14 protein-coding genes are annotated in these 16685 nt (G+C 44.2%); 9 read left to right on the top strand and 5 right to left on the bottom strand.

Going from position 1 to position 16685, the window contains the following annotated elements; translation table 11 throughout:
* Positions 1-5 precede the first annotated feature (5 nt).
* Positions 6-1535 (bottom strand): hypothetical protein, encoded by a 1530-nt coding sequence (locus QMY49_RS26215; RefSeq protein ID WP_283315451.1) that lies wholly within the window; start codon positions 1533-1535, stop codon positions 6-8.
* Between the two features lie 369 nt (positions 1536-1904).
* Here QMY49_RS26215 and QMY49_RS26210 point away from each other — a divergent pair, with 369 nt between their 5' ends.
* Both QMY49_RS26210 and QMY49_RS26205 read left to right on the top strand, forming a co-directional pair.
* Positions 1905-2597 carry a response regulator transcription factor gene (locus QMY49_RS26210; RefSeq protein WP_005453547.1) on the top strand — a complete coding sequence of 231 codons (693 nt, stop codon included), beginning with the start codon at positions 1905-1907 and terminating at the stop codon, positions 2595-2597.
* A 3-nt stretch (positions 2598-2600) separates the two neighbouring features.
* Complete coding sequence (locus QMY49_RS26205) at positions 2601-3923, top strand: ATP-binding protein (RefSeq protein WP_009696242.1); 1323 nt, start codon at positions 2601-2603, stop codon at positions 3921-3923.
* Here QMY49_RS26205 and QMY49_RS26200 read toward each other — a convergent pair.
* Positions 3904-4560 (bottom strand): pyridoxamine 5'-phosphate oxidase family protein, encoded by a 657-nt coding sequence (locus tag QMY49_RS26200; protein WP_050939318.1) that lies wholly within the window; start codon positions 4558-4560, stop codon positions 3904-3906. The genes QMY49_RS26205 and QMY49_RS26200 overlap by 20 nt on opposite strands.
* A 100-nt stretch (positions 4561-4660) precedes the next feature.
* Here QMY49_RS26200 and pdxR point away from each other — a divergent pair, with 100 nt between their 5' ends.
* Positions 4661-6094 carry a MocR-like pyridoxine biosynthesis transcription factor PdxR gene (gene pdxR / locus QMY49_RS26195; RefSeq protein WP_283315448.1) on the top strand — a complete coding sequence of 478 codons (1434 nt, stop codon included), beginning with the start codon at positions 4661-4663 and terminating at the stop codon, positions 6092-6094.
* Positions 6095-6099: 5 nt separating this feature from the next.
* Here the strand turns inward: pdxR and yjeH are convergent, their stop codons facing one another.
* On the bottom strand, positions 6100-7368 hold the full coding sequence (gene yjeH, locus QMY49_RS26190; RefSeq protein WP_069219177.1) for an L-methionine/branched-chain amino acid transporter: 1269 nt from the start codon (positions 7366-7368) through the stop codon (positions 6100-6102).
* A gap of 175 nt (positions 7369-7543) precedes the next feature.
* Between yjeH and QMY49_RS26185 the strand changes: the two genes are divergently transcribed.
* The 4 genes from QMY49_RS26185 (at position 7544) to QMY49_RS26170 (ending at position 10000) form a co-directional block, all read left to right on the top strand.
* The gene (locus tag QMY49_RS26185) at positions 7544-7999 is read left to right on the top strand and encodes an Lrp/AsnC family transcriptional regulator (protein WP_005453556.1); all 456 of its coding nucleotides are present in this window, start codon (positions 7544-7546) and stop codon (positions 7997-7999) included.
* A complete protein-coding gene (locus QMY49_RS26180; protein ID WP_038899265.1) occupies positions 7996-8373 on the top strand; it encodes a nuclear transport factor 2 family protein in 378 nt (125 codons plus the stop codon). The genes QMY49_RS26185 and QMY49_RS26180 overlap by 4 nt, the downstream gene beginning before the upstream one ends.
* Positions 8363-9277 (top strand): LysR family transcriptional regulator, encoded by a 915-nt coding sequence (locus tag QMY49_RS26175; RefSeq protein ID WP_199480123.1) that lies wholly within the window; start codon positions 8363-8365, stop codon positions 9275-9277. The genes QMY49_RS26180 and QMY49_RS26175 overlap by 11 nt, the downstream gene beginning before the upstream one ends.
* Before the next feature lie 108 nt (positions 9278-9385).
* Entirely contained in the window at positions 9386-10000 is a 615-nt protein-coding gene (locus QMY49_RS26170) for a LysE family translocator (RefSeq protein ID WP_005433441.1), read from the top strand.
* Positions 10001-10158: 158 nt separating this feature from the next.
* On the opposite strand, the gene QMY49_RS26165 is transcribed toward QMY49_RS26170, so the two are convergent.
* Positions 10159-10380: a hypothetical protein gene (locus QMY49_RS26165; RefSeq protein ID WP_005442428.1), complete on the bottom strand. Its 222-nt coding sequence runs from the start codon at positions 10378-10380 to the stop codon at positions 10159-10161.
* A gap of 435 nt (positions 10381-10815) precedes the next feature.
* On the bottom strand, positions 10816-12249 hold the full coding sequence (locus QMY49_RS26160) for a glyceraldehyde-3-phosphate dehydrogenase (protein WP_005433296.1): 1434 nt from the start codon (positions 12247-12249) through the stop codon (positions 10816-10818).
* Positions 12250-12880: 631 nt separating this feature from the next.
* On the opposite strand from QMY49_RS26160, the gene QMY49_RS26155 reads away from it, so the two are divergent.
* Positions 12881-15517, top strand: a complete 2637-nt coding sequence (locus QMY49_RS26155; protein WP_152164145.1) for a hybrid sensor histidine kinase/response regulator — start codon at positions 12881-12883, stop codon at positions 15515-15517.
* Between the two features lie 59 nt (positions 15518-15576).
* A complete protein-coding gene (locus QMY49_RS26150; RefSeq protein ID WP_199450538.1) occupies positions 15577-16566 on the top strand; it encodes a Gfo/Idh/MocA family protein in 990 nt (329 codons plus the stop codon).
* The last annotated feature ends 119 nt before the right edge of the window (positions 16567-16685 follow it).

Genomic DNA, 16685 nt, shown 5'->3' with positions numbered 1-16685 from the left:
ATCATTTATCGCTTGGTTACATCTAGGATTTGATCGGTAAATTGAATGTTGTGTATATCGAATAATTCATCGGTACCAGTGCTAGGGCAGGTCACTGATACGTTCTTCGCAGTTAAAAGGGTACAGTCTGCGAATGCGTGCGGAACGATATAAGTGTTAACGCCACCTTCGCCGTAAATACGGTTGTTTTGCCCGTTGCCTTCAAATGTATTATTTTGATCATTCCCGATGACATCCATCGCTTGGTCGCCAATGATCTTCACGTTTATTAACCATTGGGATTTATAGGTGTATGCTTCAACTACACCGTTTTCATTTGGTGACATACGGAAGGTAGGAACCGTACCTGGTCGCGTGTTATCTGTGTAGACTTTGACGCCTTCAGAATCGATGTGTGCAGTGTATTGTAAGTGGCTGTGGAAGAGTTCACTAATCCACTCAACGGCTGGTGGATCTTGCGTGTGCATCGCTGAACGAGTTAGTGCTTGATAGCCATCTAAGCCATGCCCATTTGCTTTCGCTACGCCCATGTAGGCTTCAAAAGCGGCAGCAAAGTATTCGTGAGAATAAGATGTTCCCGTTTGTTTTACACGTTCAGGATCAAAGTCGTCAGACTCCCAATCTTGCCAATCACGCTGAGTCGGTTGCCAGACAGTTTGCTTACCTGCTTGAGCATCGTTGTAGATGTTTAGCGCGTGTGTTTGGATTTCATTTTGCAATGACGAAGTCGACGGGTTAGGTGCAATACCTTGCGCTTGGACCAAGTGTAAAATTTCTTCAAAAGCGGCATCTCGATCGGCGTGTTCTCCGAGATAGGCGCAGTAATCCGAAAAGTTGCTCATGTAATGACAGTCACCTTCGACTGTCAGCTCTCGATACATCAAAGATTGACTGTTTATCAGCCAATTTGGCGTGTCTTGGCTGCTAATTAATGTGGACGTGATGGAATCGATGAGAACATCCATATCGTCCTCACTCAATACCGTCATGCTAGCAACAAACTTTTCTAAAGAATCGGTATCAAAACTGTGTGTTAAACCAGAATCTAAAACCGCATTACTCAATTTGTTTTGGCGAATCAGTTCCCCAACAAAAACTTTAGTTAATAGCTCATTGCTTTGATCATCGTCTCTCGTCAGCATTAAAGTGGCATCGTGCTCAGCTAGTGTCTTAGCGATCTCAGATTTGTCGGCACCGAATTTAGACCCCGGTTGGTTTGTGAGTAAGTGCTGGATGATTTTGGCTGCGCGAAAAATTTTCTCATTATTTGCTCCATCATCGACCGCAATGATATGAAATGATTGGTCATCGTGGGCTGCTGGAACAGAAACTTTCAAGTAGTGGGTAAACCCCGCATCAGAAGCGACTTTTAACTTCGGTGGAAACTGTGAAGAGACGGCTGCTGGGATAGATACGGTGCTTGTGATTGGATTTGGTTGAGGTGTTGACGTATCCGAACTGAATTCATTGCTACCGAACGAAGATAGGCTGACCACACACAGCATTGCTAAAGGTGTTAATTGAGCGAATTTCATCTTTTTGTACTCACAAACTGAAGGTTCGCCGAGGAATGTAGGGGGATAGGAAATTTCTGTCTATATGCGCAAATATAGTCATAACCACTAAAAATGGTTAGTTGTAAGGTTATTAATTCGATAAAACTAAAATAATAACGGGTTTATATGTGATTATTGGTTTTATTTCCGAATTAAAGTTTTGATATTCATTTATAAAATAGAGGGTTGTTCTGTTTCCTGACTCCTACAATGATACGGCCGATTGTAAATGTATGGTTTGTAAGGCTTTGTAAGCCGTTCTGTGTAGGAAAAGTGTCGGCAGTGTGGGTTGCACCCTACAAAACGAACGATATACTTCTCCTGTTTTATAGATGGAGTGAATAGATCATGGTTGGCAATAAAATCTTGCTCGTAGAGGATGACTCTGAGATTGCTCGATTAACCAAAATGTACCTAGAGGCTGAGGGCTACCTAGTGACTGTGGTCGACAATGGTCTAAATGCACTAGATGCAATCAAAGATTTGAAGCCTGATTTGGTGTTGCTGGATCTGATGCTCCCGGGTAAAAATGGCGCAGAGATATGTCAGGAAGCACGCGAGTTTTTTCACGGGATCATTATTGTTCTGACTGCAACAGACGATGAAATGAGTGAAGTAAGCTTGTTTAAGTTTGGTGCTGATGATTACCTAACCAAGCCCATCAAAGGTAATATTCTCTTAGCACGGATTGAAGCCGCCTTGCGTCGCTATTGCCGTCAGGTCGATACGGTTGAAGAGACAGAATTGAGCCGATACGGTATTGAACTGTGTACGCGTCGCTCTAAAGCGTACTATCTAGAACAAGATATTGACCTGACGGATTCTGAGTTCGAAATCTTGGAACTTTTGATGCTCAATGTCGACAAACCTGTCTCCCGAGAGTCATGCTGCCGCTTAGCGAGAGGTATTGAGTACTGCATTACCGATCGATCAATTGATATGCGAATTTCATCGTTACGTAAAAAATTCGCCAAAGCGCACATCCACACCGCAACGATTAAAACAGTGCGTAATCGCGGTTACATGCTGACGGGCAAATAATCGATGTTCTCTGTGTTTTCCCGTCTCTATGTAGGGCTGGTGACAGGTCTTGCGTTAACGATTGGCTTGTTCCTTTTTATGGGGGGCGAGTATATGCGCAAAACAGAAGTCAGTGTTTTTCTCAACGATGGTGCTTACTTTGTTGATCAATACATTGAACAACGAGGTACGCCGGACTCTCTCTACAAAAAGTTAACGGCAAACGGAAAGCAAGATTTCTTCATCTTTGATTTAACGCTTGTCGACAATTGGGATGGCACACCACCTTGCTTGGACTGCGAGTTACTTTATCGAATGCAAGGTATTCCGGTTTATTTGATTGATGGAAGCATATACGCCGCAGTGTTTCCTTTGCCCAATACTACTCAGAGCTTAGTGTTTAAAGAAAAGAGTGATTTTTTCAGCCCGGATATTGATTGGGATGAGGACTCCGAAATCATCTTTATTTTGACGCTACTGCTCACGGTGATTTGTAGCCTCGGAGTTATGGTATACATCCCTGTACGAAGGTTGGATCGTCAGATTCGACAACTGACCAAGGCACAAGGATTATTTGGCTCAGGTGAGCTGAATACTCGTGTTAAGTTGGAACAATACTCTTCACCGGTTAAAGAGCTGGCGAGCGGCTTTAATGGTATGTCTGAAGAAATCGAAAGAAGAGTGCGTCAAACACACATTTTTACTCAAGCCATCCCTCATGAAGTTCGAACGCCACTTAGTCGAATCCAATTAGCCACTGATTTAGCAAGGCGTACTGAGGGTGAGATGCAAGCTGAACTGCATGATGACATTGAGCGTTACGTAGACGTCGTTACGGATCTGACATCCGACATCGTGATGCTTTCTCGACTTAGCCTTAAGAACCATTCGTTACAAGACTCTATCGAAACGATTGAGTTGCCTTTGTGGTGCAAGAGTCGCATGAATTATCGTGGGTTAGAACAAGCAAAGCTGACCGTTGAAAATGATCTCGATTACCAGTCTATCCATCTACAGCCAACGTTAGGGAACTTGGTTCTGGATAACTTACTGCAAAACGCAAAACGTTATGGGGAATTCAGCGTAGAGGTCACGATTCGTTCTGTAGAGCACTTTTGGATTGTTGATATTGAAGACGATGGTCCTGGCATTCCGGAAGAGAAACGTGAAGAAGTGTTTATCCCGTTCTCACGTTTAGATGGGAGCCGTAACGCCGACGTGAAAGGGTTTGGCTTGGGGTTAGCCATTGCAACCAGTGCAGCAAGGCAACTGGGTTGGGAGCTTTCTGTCGGCGAAAGCCATTTAGGTGGGGCGCGCTTTACGGTGCTTATTCCTGCCAACGATTAGGGTAAGCACTACGATAATCTGGTTCTAATATACCTTCATATAAATCGTCACAAGCTTGAAGCGGACCTACCACAGTTCGGTACGGCAAGACTCCCGCCCAAACGGGAAGAGCCATGTCTTCTGCATCGTCGTTGACGCCAAAGTTACTGACTTTGACCGATGCTTCCGCCAAGGAGATGCGCAGTAACATGGTCGCTTTGAGCTCTTTTTCGTTACTCAAACGCACTTCTTCGGTTCGACCTGGCGCAATTTGCTCAATAAAATGATTCAGAAGTCTGTCTTTCTCATTATTATCTTCTACGACTTCAAACTGCCCAAAGACGACGGCACTGCGATAATGTGCGCTATGATGAAAAGCACTTCGAGCTAACACCCAACCATCAAATAAAGTAAAGGTTAGGCACGTTTGTACTCCTTGTTTGAGCGAGCGTAATAGCCGGCTGTTGTTCGCGCCATGGATATAGACATAATTGTCGACACGCCAAGCCAACATAGGGATAACCACCGGACCCGTATCATTGGTTATTGCAATATGAGCGATCAAGCTTTCGTCTATTATGGCGTGTAGCTTATCGACATCCGTCACCGCCTTATGTGCGCCTTTCTTTATCTCGGTTCTATTGGTGCTGGATAACATTTTTTCTCCTTATTTACTCATATGGGTAAGCACTTGCTCCTCAATCTTTGATTGCAATGTAGCGCTTAACTGGTAGCTTAAAGAGAGCCAGTTTTAACTTATGGGTGGATCCAGTTTGTCTTTGATTGATATTGGTGACTTGTACTTAAAGCACAGTGATAGGACGCGTCAACAGGCGCTATTTTTCGCAATTCGCGAGAAAATTGTTCAAGGATTGTGGGCAAAAAACGGAAAGTTACCTTCAACACGAAAACTCTCACAAGGGCTTAATATCAGCCGGAATACGGTGATCGCAGCTTATGAGCAGTTGGTGGCGGAAGGTTATTTAATCAGCCAAAAAGGCTCGGGATTTTATGTCGCAGTGGAATTACCAGAGCAGTATCTGCCTGAGCCTAATTCAGAAAAGAAGGGCTTATCACCGAAAAGTAACTTTGATATCAACCGTGCATTTGCACCGGGTGTGCCTGATTTGGACGCATTTCCGATGGCTCAATGGCAAAAGTTACTCGCACGCCATATGTCTCGCACGTGCTTGTTGGGCAATCAAGATATTCAAGGAAGCTGGGCATTGCGTTGCGCTTTGGCTAACTACCTTGCATCAAGCCGCTCTGTGAGCTGTTCCCCTGAGCGGATAATTATTACCTCCGGGGCTCAGCAAGCGTTGTCGATTGCCACTATGGTTACTCTTAAGCCGGGTAGCAAAGTCTTGATGGAACAACCGGGCTACGCGCAAATGCGTAAGTTGATTCAATTCCAGCAATATCAATTTGAGCCACTCTATATTCGAGAGCAATTGGGTTTCGATGTGGAAGCGGTAACGGCCAGCAATGCAGACGCTTTATATGTCACGCCAAGTAACCAATATCCGATGGGCACAACGCTTAATACCGAACAAAGAGGGAAGATCATTAACTGGGCGGTGCAACAGTCACGTTGGATTATCGAAGATGATTACGACAGTGAGTTTCAGTTTGCCCATCGCCCATATACCAGCTTGCAAGGGCTTGCAGCCCAAATGGGACGTGATGATCGCGTTCTTTATGTAGGCTCTTTTAGTAAAGTCATGTTTAACGGGTTGCGGCTTGGGTATCTTGTTGTACCGGATGCTTTAGTTGAAGAATGCTTAGTGATTAAAGATGCGCTAAGCGGGGATTCTCCCTCTCATACTCAAGAGGCTTTGGCTGATTTCATCACTGAAGGAGGGTTACTCCGCCATATTCGTAAAATGCGTCGACTGTACAAAACCAAACATGAGCAATTGTGTATGGCGATAGAAAAACACTTTGGTGATAAAATTAAGGTGATCAGTCAAGCTGCCGGTCTTCATATCACGTTGAAGTGGCTACAAGGTATTGATGAGAACGAATGGACACAGCGAGCGAAGATTCGAGGTATCGTGCTGCGCCCGATGAGTTTTTATGAGCACCCAGAGTATAAAGTGCGAGATTGGCAAGGAGTGGTTCTTGGTTATGGCAATGTTGCGCTTGGTGAGATTGATGCTCTGGTTGAACAGATTTCTGAGCTGTTTGAATAAGAGTATCAGTCTTGCTCAATCACCCGTTTAGGGTTCTTTTTTCGCCCTTGCTTCCACGGTAAAGACAGCACGGCAAAAATAGTGATGGCGTAAAGCATAGACCAACCCAAACAAATGAACACTGCGGTGCACAATACCAAAGAAATTCCCGCGAGCGTCTTTCCCCAGCCTTGCAACAACTTATAAGCGGCAAGCATAGCGAGCAGGTAGACCAGAACAAAAATGCCATTCGCGAGCTTAAGGAAGAACTCCAAATCCAGTCCCGATAGCGAACCAATAACACAAGAAGCAAGCAAAATTGCACCAACGACTAGCGTTGCATTGGCAGGAACGCCCCGAACGGACACTCTCGCGATAGCACTGGTTGGCTTGTGTTCTCTTGCTTGCGCCCACACCATTCGAGCCAGACTTTGAGTGTAGAGGTTTACACTAGCGAAACATGCTGAGAAACCAATAATACTGATAAGCCATTTCGCATGATCACCAAATAGATGTGCGCTCAACCAAGGAATTGATGCGCTGTCGAACTCAGCACTGCCGTAAGCACCAAACTTCAATATCACGACAGAACATGCCCAATAGGTTGCACCCGCGACAAAGCAGCCAACGATGATCGCGATCGGGAAGTCTCGTTGCGGGTTCTTAAACTCTTCTCCCATGTGTGCAAAGGCTTCTATTCCGACAAAACACCAGAACATGACACCAAGCGCTGCAGCAACTGACCATGTCGAATCCGTCGTTATCTTAGGCATGCTTAAATCAACAGGTCCCACATCGCCTTTCCATAAAAATGCACCGACTAAAGCAAAAATGCTCAATGCGATGACCGTCTGGAGCCGCCCCGATGATTTAGTGCCAAGTAGATTAACGACCACTAACAGAGCCACTGTGAGAATTTGAGCGAAAAGGTGGTTACTAATGGACTCTGGTAACAGTTGTTGTAAAAAGCCGGCGGCAAGTGCGACAGCAGCAGGGACACCAACAGGAATAACACTAACAAATAACCACGCGACGCTGCTCTCTAGTTTGCTATTAAATGCTTTACGAACAAAATACGCCGTACCGCCAGCACTTGGATAGCGCTTGCCCAACTGAGCGAAAGTCAAAGCGATGGGACAAATAGCAATGAATAAAATAATCCAAGCCCAAAGTGAGAAGTGCCCTGCAATGCCAGCGGCAATCGCTGGAATCATAAATAGACCCGTGCCCATTAAGGTTGTCGATAGCTGACCAATTCCTGATATCAGCGTAATGTCTTTTTTGAGTTGTTCCATAACGACCTCGAACATCTAGGTAATGCAAGCCACAAGCATATCTAAATTCTGCATATCAAAATGATGTTGTCGACCGTCAAAATGACGGTTGTTTTACCGATAAACAGCAAATTGTCGGTTTTCAATAAGTTGTAATTGAGTAGAATGAAAAAATTAAGGAAAGCTTGGTGATGTTATGGACAAATTTGATCATCAGATCATAGAACTATTACGGCAGAATGCCCGTCTCTCTATTACTGAAATCTCAGAGCAAGTTAGCTTGTCACGTTCTGCTGTGACAGCTCGAATCAAAAAGCTTGAAAATGACCAAGTGATCCTTGGCTATCATGCCGATATTGCGACATCCAAAGAGTCGACGATTTGTGCGTATATGGCGCTGAAGTTTGATACATCAGCCTCTAGTCATCACTGTGATAACTACGCGAATGATCTGTACAAAATTGATGGTGTGAAATGGTGCCATGCAATCAGTGGTGAAACCGATATGATGCTGTTTGTCGAAGTTCCGAATATCGCTCGCCTCAACGAGATTCGAGACTATATCCAAAGCTATCCAGAGCTTCGTAACGTGATGACACATACCGTGTTAACGGAGTTTTTCAATACGACAGGGAGCAAGTTCGTTAAATGACCGAGAAAGACATCGTCCTCAACTTCTGGAAAGTAATGGCAAGCAATGACTTCTATGCAGCAGCGGAACTCCTTGCGCCTGATTGTGAAGTAGTTTGGCCACTGACGAAAGAAGTGATTCGTGGCAGAAAGAATTTTGCCCAATTGAACTCTGCTTATCCAGCAGAAGGTGAGTGGACCTTTACTATAGAGCGTATCGTAAGTGACGGTGAGCAAGTGGTCACTGACGTTATAGTAAGCGATGGCGTCCGCTCCGATCGAGCGATTACTTTTCACACCGTGCGAGATGGGTTGATTCGCAAACAAGTTGAATACTGGCCAGAAGAGTATGCCGCCGCAGATTGGCGCGCGAAATGGGTAGAACGTGCTGAATAACATCAATCTGAATCTGCTGCGTTCTTTGCATGTATTGCTTGAAGAGTGCCATGTGAGCAAAACTGCCGAGCGTTTGCATATCACCCAATCGGCGGTAAGCCGTCAGTTAGCGCAGTTACGTGAGTTGTGCGGCGATCCCTTATTGGTTCGGCAGGGGAACCAACTGATTCCAACGCCAAGAGCACTACTTCTAAAAGAGAAGTTGGACGACTTATTGGCTGAGTTCGATCATCTTCTCGATGACAAGCCTTTTGAACCCGCAGATTGGAAAGGGGAGCTAGTATTGGCATCGAGTGACTACGTCGCACAATACGTACTCCCTGACATTGCCTCGCACTTGAGTGGCTTTGCTCCTCGGTTGGATATGGCGTATCGATTGTGGCAACCAGACTTTCTAGATAAGCTTCATGAGACTGGTATTCATATCGCGTCTTCCATGTATCCAGAGAAGCCTCAAGGTGTGTCTAGTGTGAAGATTGGCGAAGACTCATCAGTCTGTTTGATGAAAGCCTCTCACCCTTTAGCAAAGCAAGATAGCATCAGCGTTGAAGATTTAATTTCTTACTCTCATATCAAAGTAACAGGCGGTGGAGATAAAGATTCTTACACCGATTTAGCGTTAAGAGAGCTAGGGCGTACACGTCATGTCACGTTCAAAGTGCCTTTCTTCTCTGCTGCTATCAATCGCCTAGTTTCTAGTGAACATCTGATGGTGGTTCCAGAGCATATTGCGGTCAATCTCGCAAAGCATTGGGACTTAGCCCATAAAGCACTACCTCTCGAAACGCCTATTCATCAGTATTGGTTAATGTGGCATCCAAAATACGATACGGATCCTGCACATAAATGGGTGCGCGAAGAGATTCGTTCGGTCATGCAGATTTCAGAGTATTCCATTCGATAATAAATGCATTGTTATCTTATGATTTAAAATCATGGCTAGTATGAAAAACTTTGATTTCTAATTATACCTATTCCATTGATAGATTAGCGTCAAAGAGGGGAGATTCTTATGACACTAACAGTTTGGCTATCACTTTTTACCGTGTGTTTACTAGGGGCGATGTCGCCAGGACCGAGTTTAGCGATTGTTGCTAAGCACTCGTTGGCTGGTGGTCGTGTGAATGGTTTGGCTACCGCATGGGCACACGCGTTTGGTATCGGTATTTATGCTTTCATTACCTTGATCGGTTTGGCCGTGGTACTTCAACAAAGCCCATTGTTATTTAAGACTATTAGTTTAGCTGGTGCAGCTTACTTGGCGTATCTTGGTTTCAATGCATTGCGTTCAAAGGGGGGCGTAGCGGCGAAGTTAGAATCCGGTGAAGAGACGACGGTTTTGCAATCGGCGCGAGAGGGTTTTCTGATTTCGATTCTAAGTCCGAAAATTGCACTGTTCTTTATTGCACTGTTCAGTCAATTTGTTGCGTTAGGTAATGACCTAAGTAACCAAATGATTATCGTCGCGACCCCATTTGTTGTTGATGGTTTGTGGTATACGTTCATCACATTGGTATTGTCTAACTCACGAGTTGTGGACCGTATTCGCTCAAAGGCAGTATTGATTGACCGACTGTCTGGCATCGTTTTAATGTTGCTGGCAGTGCGTGTGGTTGTGACGATTTAACCAAGTAGAATGCACTGCTCATGAAGTTAAAAGGCTACCGTAATGGTAGCCTTTTTCGTCGATGACCAATAAAAAAACATCCTAACTCTTAACGAGATAGGATGTCAGCAAAGAAGGTTGCTCAGGAACATAGGGGGAGTGTGGAACCTTCAGAAGCGTTAGCGACGAACTTCTTCAAACTCGCCTTCAATTGCGTCGGACTTACCCGTATTGAATTCATACTCTTCATGCATTTCTTGTTGCATTTGCTTCACGCGCTTTTCAATACGTTTACCAGTAATCAGGGCTGCGATGGTCAATGGAATCGCCATGATTAGGCTAAATACCAAAGTAAAAAAGCCAGTAATCAGTGCCAATGCAGTAACGATAATTCGATTCATAATCATGACCTCTCTTTCAATCTATGGGTTCATACTACGATTTTGAATATGAACGAAACATGAACATACCCAAATAACCTCAAAATTCTAGTTTCAGCAAGACAACTTGCCCTAGGGAGCGTGTTACTAACGCCATTTCTCTGATAAATCCCTCGGCAATAGTGAACTATTACGCAAGCGATTTATCTTTGAACTAGCGCTAGTAACAACGCTCTGAATTCTGAATATTGAGGTCATTTGGGTATCTAACGTTCAATTTCGCATCGATTTGTCTGAGGAATGTCAAAGTGTCTTAAAACGAAAAAACGCCTGAGGGTCATCAGGCGTATAAGCGGGGAAGTATATTAGTAATGCGCAAGGCGCTTATTATTTAAAACAAATGCTGGGGTGTTGCTCGTTACACATTGTGGTTAACGTTGTGGAGCAAGGTTCACCTTATCGAGGGAATGTTTGGTAACGAACACCCATCATTTGTTCCATACAGTGTACAACTTGACAGCTGTAACCAAATTCGTTGTCGTACCAGATGTACAGTACACAGCGCTTGTCTTGAGCGATGGTTGCTTGACCGTCGACCACACCTGCGTGGCGAGAGCCAACTAGATCGCTTGATACGATTTCTGTCGAATCTGTGTAATCGATTTGCGCAGAAAGCTCAGAGTTTAATGCCATTTCACGTAGGTATTCGTTCAGCGAATCACGGTCTACATCTTCACCCAAGTTAAGGTTTGCAACAGCCATTGATACGTTCGGAGTCGGTACACGAATTGCGTTGCCTGTAAGCTTACCTGCAAGTTCTGGAAGTGCTTTTGCTACCGCTTTCGCTGCGCCTGTTGACGTAAGAACCATGTTCAATGAAGCACTACGACCACGGCGATCGCCTGAGTGGAAGTTGTCGATTAGGTTTTGATCGTTGGTGTAAGAGTGAACGGTCTCAATGTGTCCGGAAAGCACACCGTACTTGTCGTTCAGGGCTTTAAGAACCGGAGTGATAGCGTTAGTCGTACAGCTCGCTGCGGAGATGATAGTGTCATCTTCTTGAATCACAGATTCATTCACACCAAATACGACGTTCTTGATGTCGCCTTTACCTGGTGCAGTAAGCAGTACTTTCTCTGCACCGTTACACGCTACGTGTTGGCTTAGACCTTCGGCATCACGCCAAACACCCGTGTTATCAACAACAAGTGCGTTGTTGATACCATAAACCGAGTAGTCCACATCACTTGGGCTGTTAGCGTAAATGATTTGAATGTAGTTACCGTTCACGATCAGCGCTTTACGCTCTTCGTCAATCACGATACTACCGTTGAATTGTCCATGAACAGAGTCACGACGTAGCAAGCTAGCACGTTTTTCTAGATCGCCTTTCTTTCCGCCACGCACAACAATTGCACGCAGACGAAGTGGGTAACCCGGACCACTCTTTTCAATCAACAGGCGAGTCAATAGGCGGCCGATACGACCGAAGCCATAGAGAACCACGTCACGAGCTGCTAGAGAAGAGTCGGCATCACGAGCACCTTGAAGTGCTGTGTGTAAAAAGTCGCTAAGTGCGGCAGTATCTTCGTGATCTTTCCAGTACATACCAGCAAGCTGACCAACATCAACACGACAAGACGAGATGCTCATTTCGCACAGCGCTTGGATGATTGGCATGGTTTGTTCAAGAGAAAGAGGGCTTCCGGTGTAACGTCTTGCAATACGGTGAGTTTTGAGAATGTCGATGGTTGTTGCGTTGATAAGTGTTTTACCAAACAGAACCACTTCGATTCCTTTTTGACGATATAACTTACCAATAAGAGGGGAAATAGATTCAGCAATCGTTTGGCTAGTTTGCCAGTCTTGGAGATATTTCTCTGGACTCATTGTTGTTTTGGACCTTTCACGTTTTGGGGGCTGACCTTACTTTCTGCTGTTACCTCAACGGTAGAGCGTGAAGTGAGGGTGTTTTGTAATTGGGTTGTAATAATTATGTGTGCGGATTGTACGGGTGGAGGTCTTATTCTGCTAGGAAAAATAAATCCAGTTAAAAGTGTGGGGTATGATTCATTTTTTGGCTTATTAATGTGACTAAAGCGGCGTTTTATAGGGATTGACTTTTCCTATCTATAAAACTTATTTCGCGACAATAAAGGTTCATCTCAAAGTGACTATATGTAACAAGGTGAACTTTCTTTTAAATAATGTGATATGGATAATCTTTAACACTTAAATGGTAAACGTTTTTCGCCATTTTAGGCGGTATCTTTAAGTTCGCCCATGGTATGAGTTGGTTTAACTAAATCTGTTTAAAAATGATGCAGCAAAATTTTGCAAGCAATCACATTTTTCCTTCTTATGACCTCAATGTATAGAAGGGTAATGAGTGTTGTTTTTAGCCGTTTGGGCAGTTCAGACCGATTAAGTTGCCGATAAAACACTTCATACAAGTTCATATTCAATCTATGAAAGTGGTCTAGTATTAATTCGAGAGCCTTTTCCTAACACGGGCAAACGGATGATAAAACTTTCTATAAAATTACGTTTAGCTCTACTCGCACTGTTACCCGCGGTGGTTATTTCTGTGTTTGCCGTTCACCAATTTGTCGTTAACTCTCAAAGAGTCGACCAACTCAATCAAACGGTCAGTAATATTCAAGGCTTGAAACTGATTTCCGAAGCGTCTCATTTTGTCTATGACATGGAGAAGGAGCGTCATCGATATGGAGAAGAGCAGCCTTTACCAATTGAAGTGAAAGTACAACGTGATAGAGCGCTTTCTATCTACGAGAAGTTTATACAGAACAGTTATACTGCCGAGTATTCTGATGACCTTAAGCGAGCGATGTTAGATTTGATCTCTGGTGACTTGAGAGACAGTGTGGATGCCGGAGATTGGTCGTTTCGCCTGTTGCAAGAAATGTCTCAATCACTGGTTCAACATAATCACTTGTTTGATAGTGATGAAGCGCATTGGATGCAAGATTTCATCGCTTATCTTGCTCAACTTTCTTACTGGACGCAAAAAGAAGCTTGGTTGACGTATCGGTTGGTGCTACAGCCTGATAGCCAACCGAATCAAAACATGTTCTTTCAAGCCATTGAGCGCCAACAGCAAAGTCTGGAAGGATTCTTAAAGTTAGGTGCATCAAATGAGCAGGTAGAAAAGCTCCTTAGTTTGTATACGTCTCCTCGTTATTTGTCGAGTATCGAAGCCCGAGGACGTTTATTGGCAGGAGAGATGTCCCAATCTGACTATGTGACTTATTTACGAGATCTTGACCACCGTGTTCAACGTTTGCAAGTCATGACCGCAGGTTTCACGCAACAGGTTGAAAGCGCATTATTGGTCCAAGTCAGTTCGCAAAAGCAGAGCATTACGCTCATGACCTCGGGCGTGATGGTCATCATCATCCTGTTATGTTGGTTAGGCTTTGGTACTTGGTATCGTGTGCATAGTAAATTGGACTCGATTATTCATTCGCTTAACACCTTAATCCATGAACATGTAAAAGGGGAGAAGGTGGTGGTTGATGGCAATGATGAGTTCACGATCTTTGCACAACAAGTTAATCGAATGATGGAGGAGCAAAACCGACAAACAGAAGAGATTTTGCAAACCAAAGAATCTGCTATTTCGGCAAACCGCGCAAAGTCGGTCTTTCTTGCAAGCATGTCTCATGAAATTCGAACCCCTTTGAACGGGATTATCGGGATGACAGAGATCCTGTCACAAAGCGAACTTTCAGATCATCAAAAAGAAGTTTTAACCGATATTGATACCTCGTCGCATACCTTGCTCACGTTACTTAATGACATCCTTGATCTATCTAAGATTGAATCAGGTCATTTACAGCTTTCTCTTATCGAAACAGATATTCGTGAAGTCGTGTACCAATCGATGATTTTGTTCCAGTCCAAAGCCACGTCCAAGCAATTAGAACTGAATATCAATTTAGATGAGCGTATTCCCGCGCGCATCAAGGTTGATGATCATCGAATCAAGCAAATCGTCATGAACTTGGTATCGAACGCGGTGAAGTTCACAGAGAAGGGCTGCATCAATGTGGATGTTGACTACCAAGAATCCACCACACAAAAGAGCGTATTTTTGACTTTTCGAGTATCCGACACCGGTGTAGGTATAGAAAAGGACAAGCTTGATTCCATCTTCGAGCCTTTTACTCAAGAAGACGAAGGTATATCACGCCAGTTTGGAGGGACAGGACTAGGCTTGGCCATTTGTCGTCAACTGGTGGCTATGATGGGCGGCAAGTTAGCCGCGACGTCTTCAAAAGGAGTGGGGACCAGTTTTGAGTTCTCAATTGAAGTGGAAGTGTTGCCGACCGTAGGTTGGCGCTCAGAAACCATTCGTAACGGTATTCTCATTGGAGATAACTACGCGTATGCCGATCAAATTATGAAAGAGTGTCGTTTAGCTGGTATTCAGCTTTCAGAGGTAAACAGCATTAAGGATTTACCGACTTCTACAAAGGGGCTGGAAGTGATCTTTTATTGTCATGATGGCAGAGTGGCGTTGGATTCTGTAATAGACGAGTTAGCGCGTACGGTTGATATTAGCCGAATCATTGTTTGCCAACATCATTTGATCTCTACCTACACCAATTCTGAGCGTATTCATTCTGTGCTGACTTTACCTTTTTTAGGTAACCGCTTTAGGCATGCCATTGATGAACTCGCACACATTGAACAAAATACTCAAAGTTACCATGTCACACATTCGGCAGTGGTTCATAATATCAACCAGTCACGTACACATCGTCGCATTTTGATTGCTGAAGATAACTTGATGAACCAAAAGATAGCCAGCTTTTTCTTAGATAAGGCGGGATACGATTATCTGATTGCCAGCAATGGGCAAGAGGCATTAGAAGCCATCACTAAGGGGGAGAAGTTTGATGCAATTCTTATGGATTGCATGATGCCAGTTATGGATGGTTTGACCGCAACAAAAGAAATTCGCCGCTGGGAGAAAGAAGTAGGAAGTGGGAAGATCACCATTATTGCTTTGACAGCGAGTGTGCTCGAAGAAGATATTCAAAACTGCTTTGCTGCGGGAATGGATGCTTACTTACCGAAACCTTACAAGTCGAATCAACTGTTTGAGTTGTTTAATGAACTAAAGCTTGCTTAAATCGTGTCTGCGAGCCGAACTCCTTACGGCTTCTAGAACGATAAAGAAAAGGAAGTAACATGTTCAAACTTGCTGTGATCGGGACGAACTGGATCTCTCAACAATTTGTTGAAGCTGCGCTCCAGACCAAAGAATTTTGTCTTCAAGCTGTGTATTCACGTGATGTTGAGAAAGCGTGCGAATTTGGCAAGTCTTACAATGCGCAATCTTATTACGATAGCTTAGAAGCATTAGGGGCTGATAACGATATCGATGCCGTTTACATAGCGAGTCCAAATTCACTGCATGCTCCTCAGGCAATGCAAATGCTTAAAGCGGGTAAGCACGTGATTTGCGAAAAGCCGATGGCTTCAAACTATCCTCTTGCTCAGGCGATGTTTAAGACCGCTGAAGAAAATAACGTCGTGTTGTTCGAAGCTTTCATGTCACCATACACGCCGAATTTTCAAGTGCTAAAAGACAGCCTACCAGCGATCGCCCCTCTTCGTCATGCCATGATCAGTTATTGTCAGTACTCTTCTCGATATCAGAAATATTTAAATGGCGAGAATCCAAATACATTTAATCCAGAATTTTCTAACGGTTCGATTATGGACATCGGTTACTACTGTGTTGGCTCCGCGATTGAGTTGTTTGGTGAGCCTAACAGCATAGAAGCAAGTGCTCACATTTTGCCTTCTGGCGTCGATGGTTGTGGCAGTGTGACGTTGGCGTATGACGGCTTTAACGTAAACCTATTACATTCCAAGGTAAGCGATTCGCTAATCCCAAGTGAATTCCAAGGTGAACGGGGCAGTGTGCTGGTAGATATGATTGCCACAGGACGTGGCGTTGAGCGCATTTTGCGAGGTGAGAGTAAACAAGTACTAACATTACCTCAAGAAGAGAACCACATGTTCTACGAAGCGCAAGCATTTGCTAAGCAACTCAAAGTTGGCTCGATTGATCCTCAAATGAAGCAGCGCTCACTTATCGTTGCTAAAGTGCTCACTGAGGTGAGAAGACAGACTGGTGTTGTGTTTCCCGCGGATAAAGTGGCGCTAGGCTAACGTCTTTCTTTACAAACGCTGCCTAAAGGGTTCGGCTAGGTGTTCCCATCTGAGTGAAACTTAACCGCAAAAGATCAACAGACCCTAGTGTATAAAAACCATAAAGCCCTCAATGCGAG

Source organism: Vibrio harveyi, from assembly GCF_030060435.1.
Classification (GTDB): Bacteria; Pseudomonadota; Gammaproteobacteria; order Enterobacterales; family Vibrionaceae; genus Vibrio; species Vibrio harveyi.
The sequence above is the reverse complement of the archived record's forward strand: the minus strand, read 5'-3'. Positions and strand labels throughout refer to the sequence as shown.

Bases quoted from the DNA above. Each gene is read 5' to 3' on its own strand.
- QMY49_RS26215 (WP_283315451.1), bottom strand. From the start codon at position 1,535: ATGAAATTCGCTCAATTAACACCTTTAGCAATGCTGTGTGTGGTCAGC.
- QMY49_RS26210 (WP_005453547.1), top strand. From the start codon at position 1,905: ATGGTTGGCAATAAAATCTTGCTCGTAGAGGATGACTCTGAGATTGCT.
- QMY49_RS26205 (WP_009696242.1), top strand. From the start codon at position 2,601: ATGTTCTCTGTGTTTTCCCGTCTCTATGTAGGGCTGGTGACAGGTCTT.
- QMY49_RS26200 (WP_050939318.1), bottom strand. From the start codon at position 4,560: ATGTTATCCAGCACCAATAGAACCGAGATAAAGAAAGGCGCACATAAG.
- pdxR (WP_283315448.1), top strand. From the start codon at position 4,661: ATGGGTGGATCCAGTTTGTCTTTGATTGATATTGGTGACTTGTACTTA.
- yjeH (WP_069219177.1), bottom strand. From the start codon at position 7,368: ATGGAACAACTCAAAAAAGACATTACGCTGATATCAGGAATTGGTCAG.
- QMY49_RS26185 (WP_005453556.1), top strand. From the start codon at position 7,544: ATGGACAAATTTGATCATCAGATCATAGAACTATTACGGCAGAATGCC.
- QMY49_RS26180 (WP_038899265.1), top strand. From the start codon at position 7,996: ATGACCGAGAAAGACATCGTCCTCAACTTCTGGAAAGTAATGGCAAGC.
- QMY49_RS26170 (WP_005433441.1), top strand. From the start codon at position 9,386: ATGACACTAACAGTTTGGCTATCACTTTTTACCGTGTGTTTACTAGGG.
- QMY49_RS26165 (WP_005442428.1), bottom strand. From the start codon at position 10,380: ATGAATCGAATTATCGTTACTGCATTGGCACTGATTACTGGCTTTTTT.
- QMY49_RS26160 (WP_005433296.1), bottom strand. From the start codon at position 12,249: ATGAGTCCAGAGAAATATCTCCAAGACTGGCAAACTAGCCAAACGATT.
- QMY49_RS26155 (WP_152164145.1), top strand. From the start codon at position 12,881: ATGATAAAACTTTCTATAAAATTACGTTTAGCTCTACTCGCACTGTTA.
- QMY49_RS26150 (WP_199450538.1), top strand. From the start codon at position 15,577: ATGTTCAAACTTGCTGTGATCGGGACGAACTGGATCTCTCAACAATTT.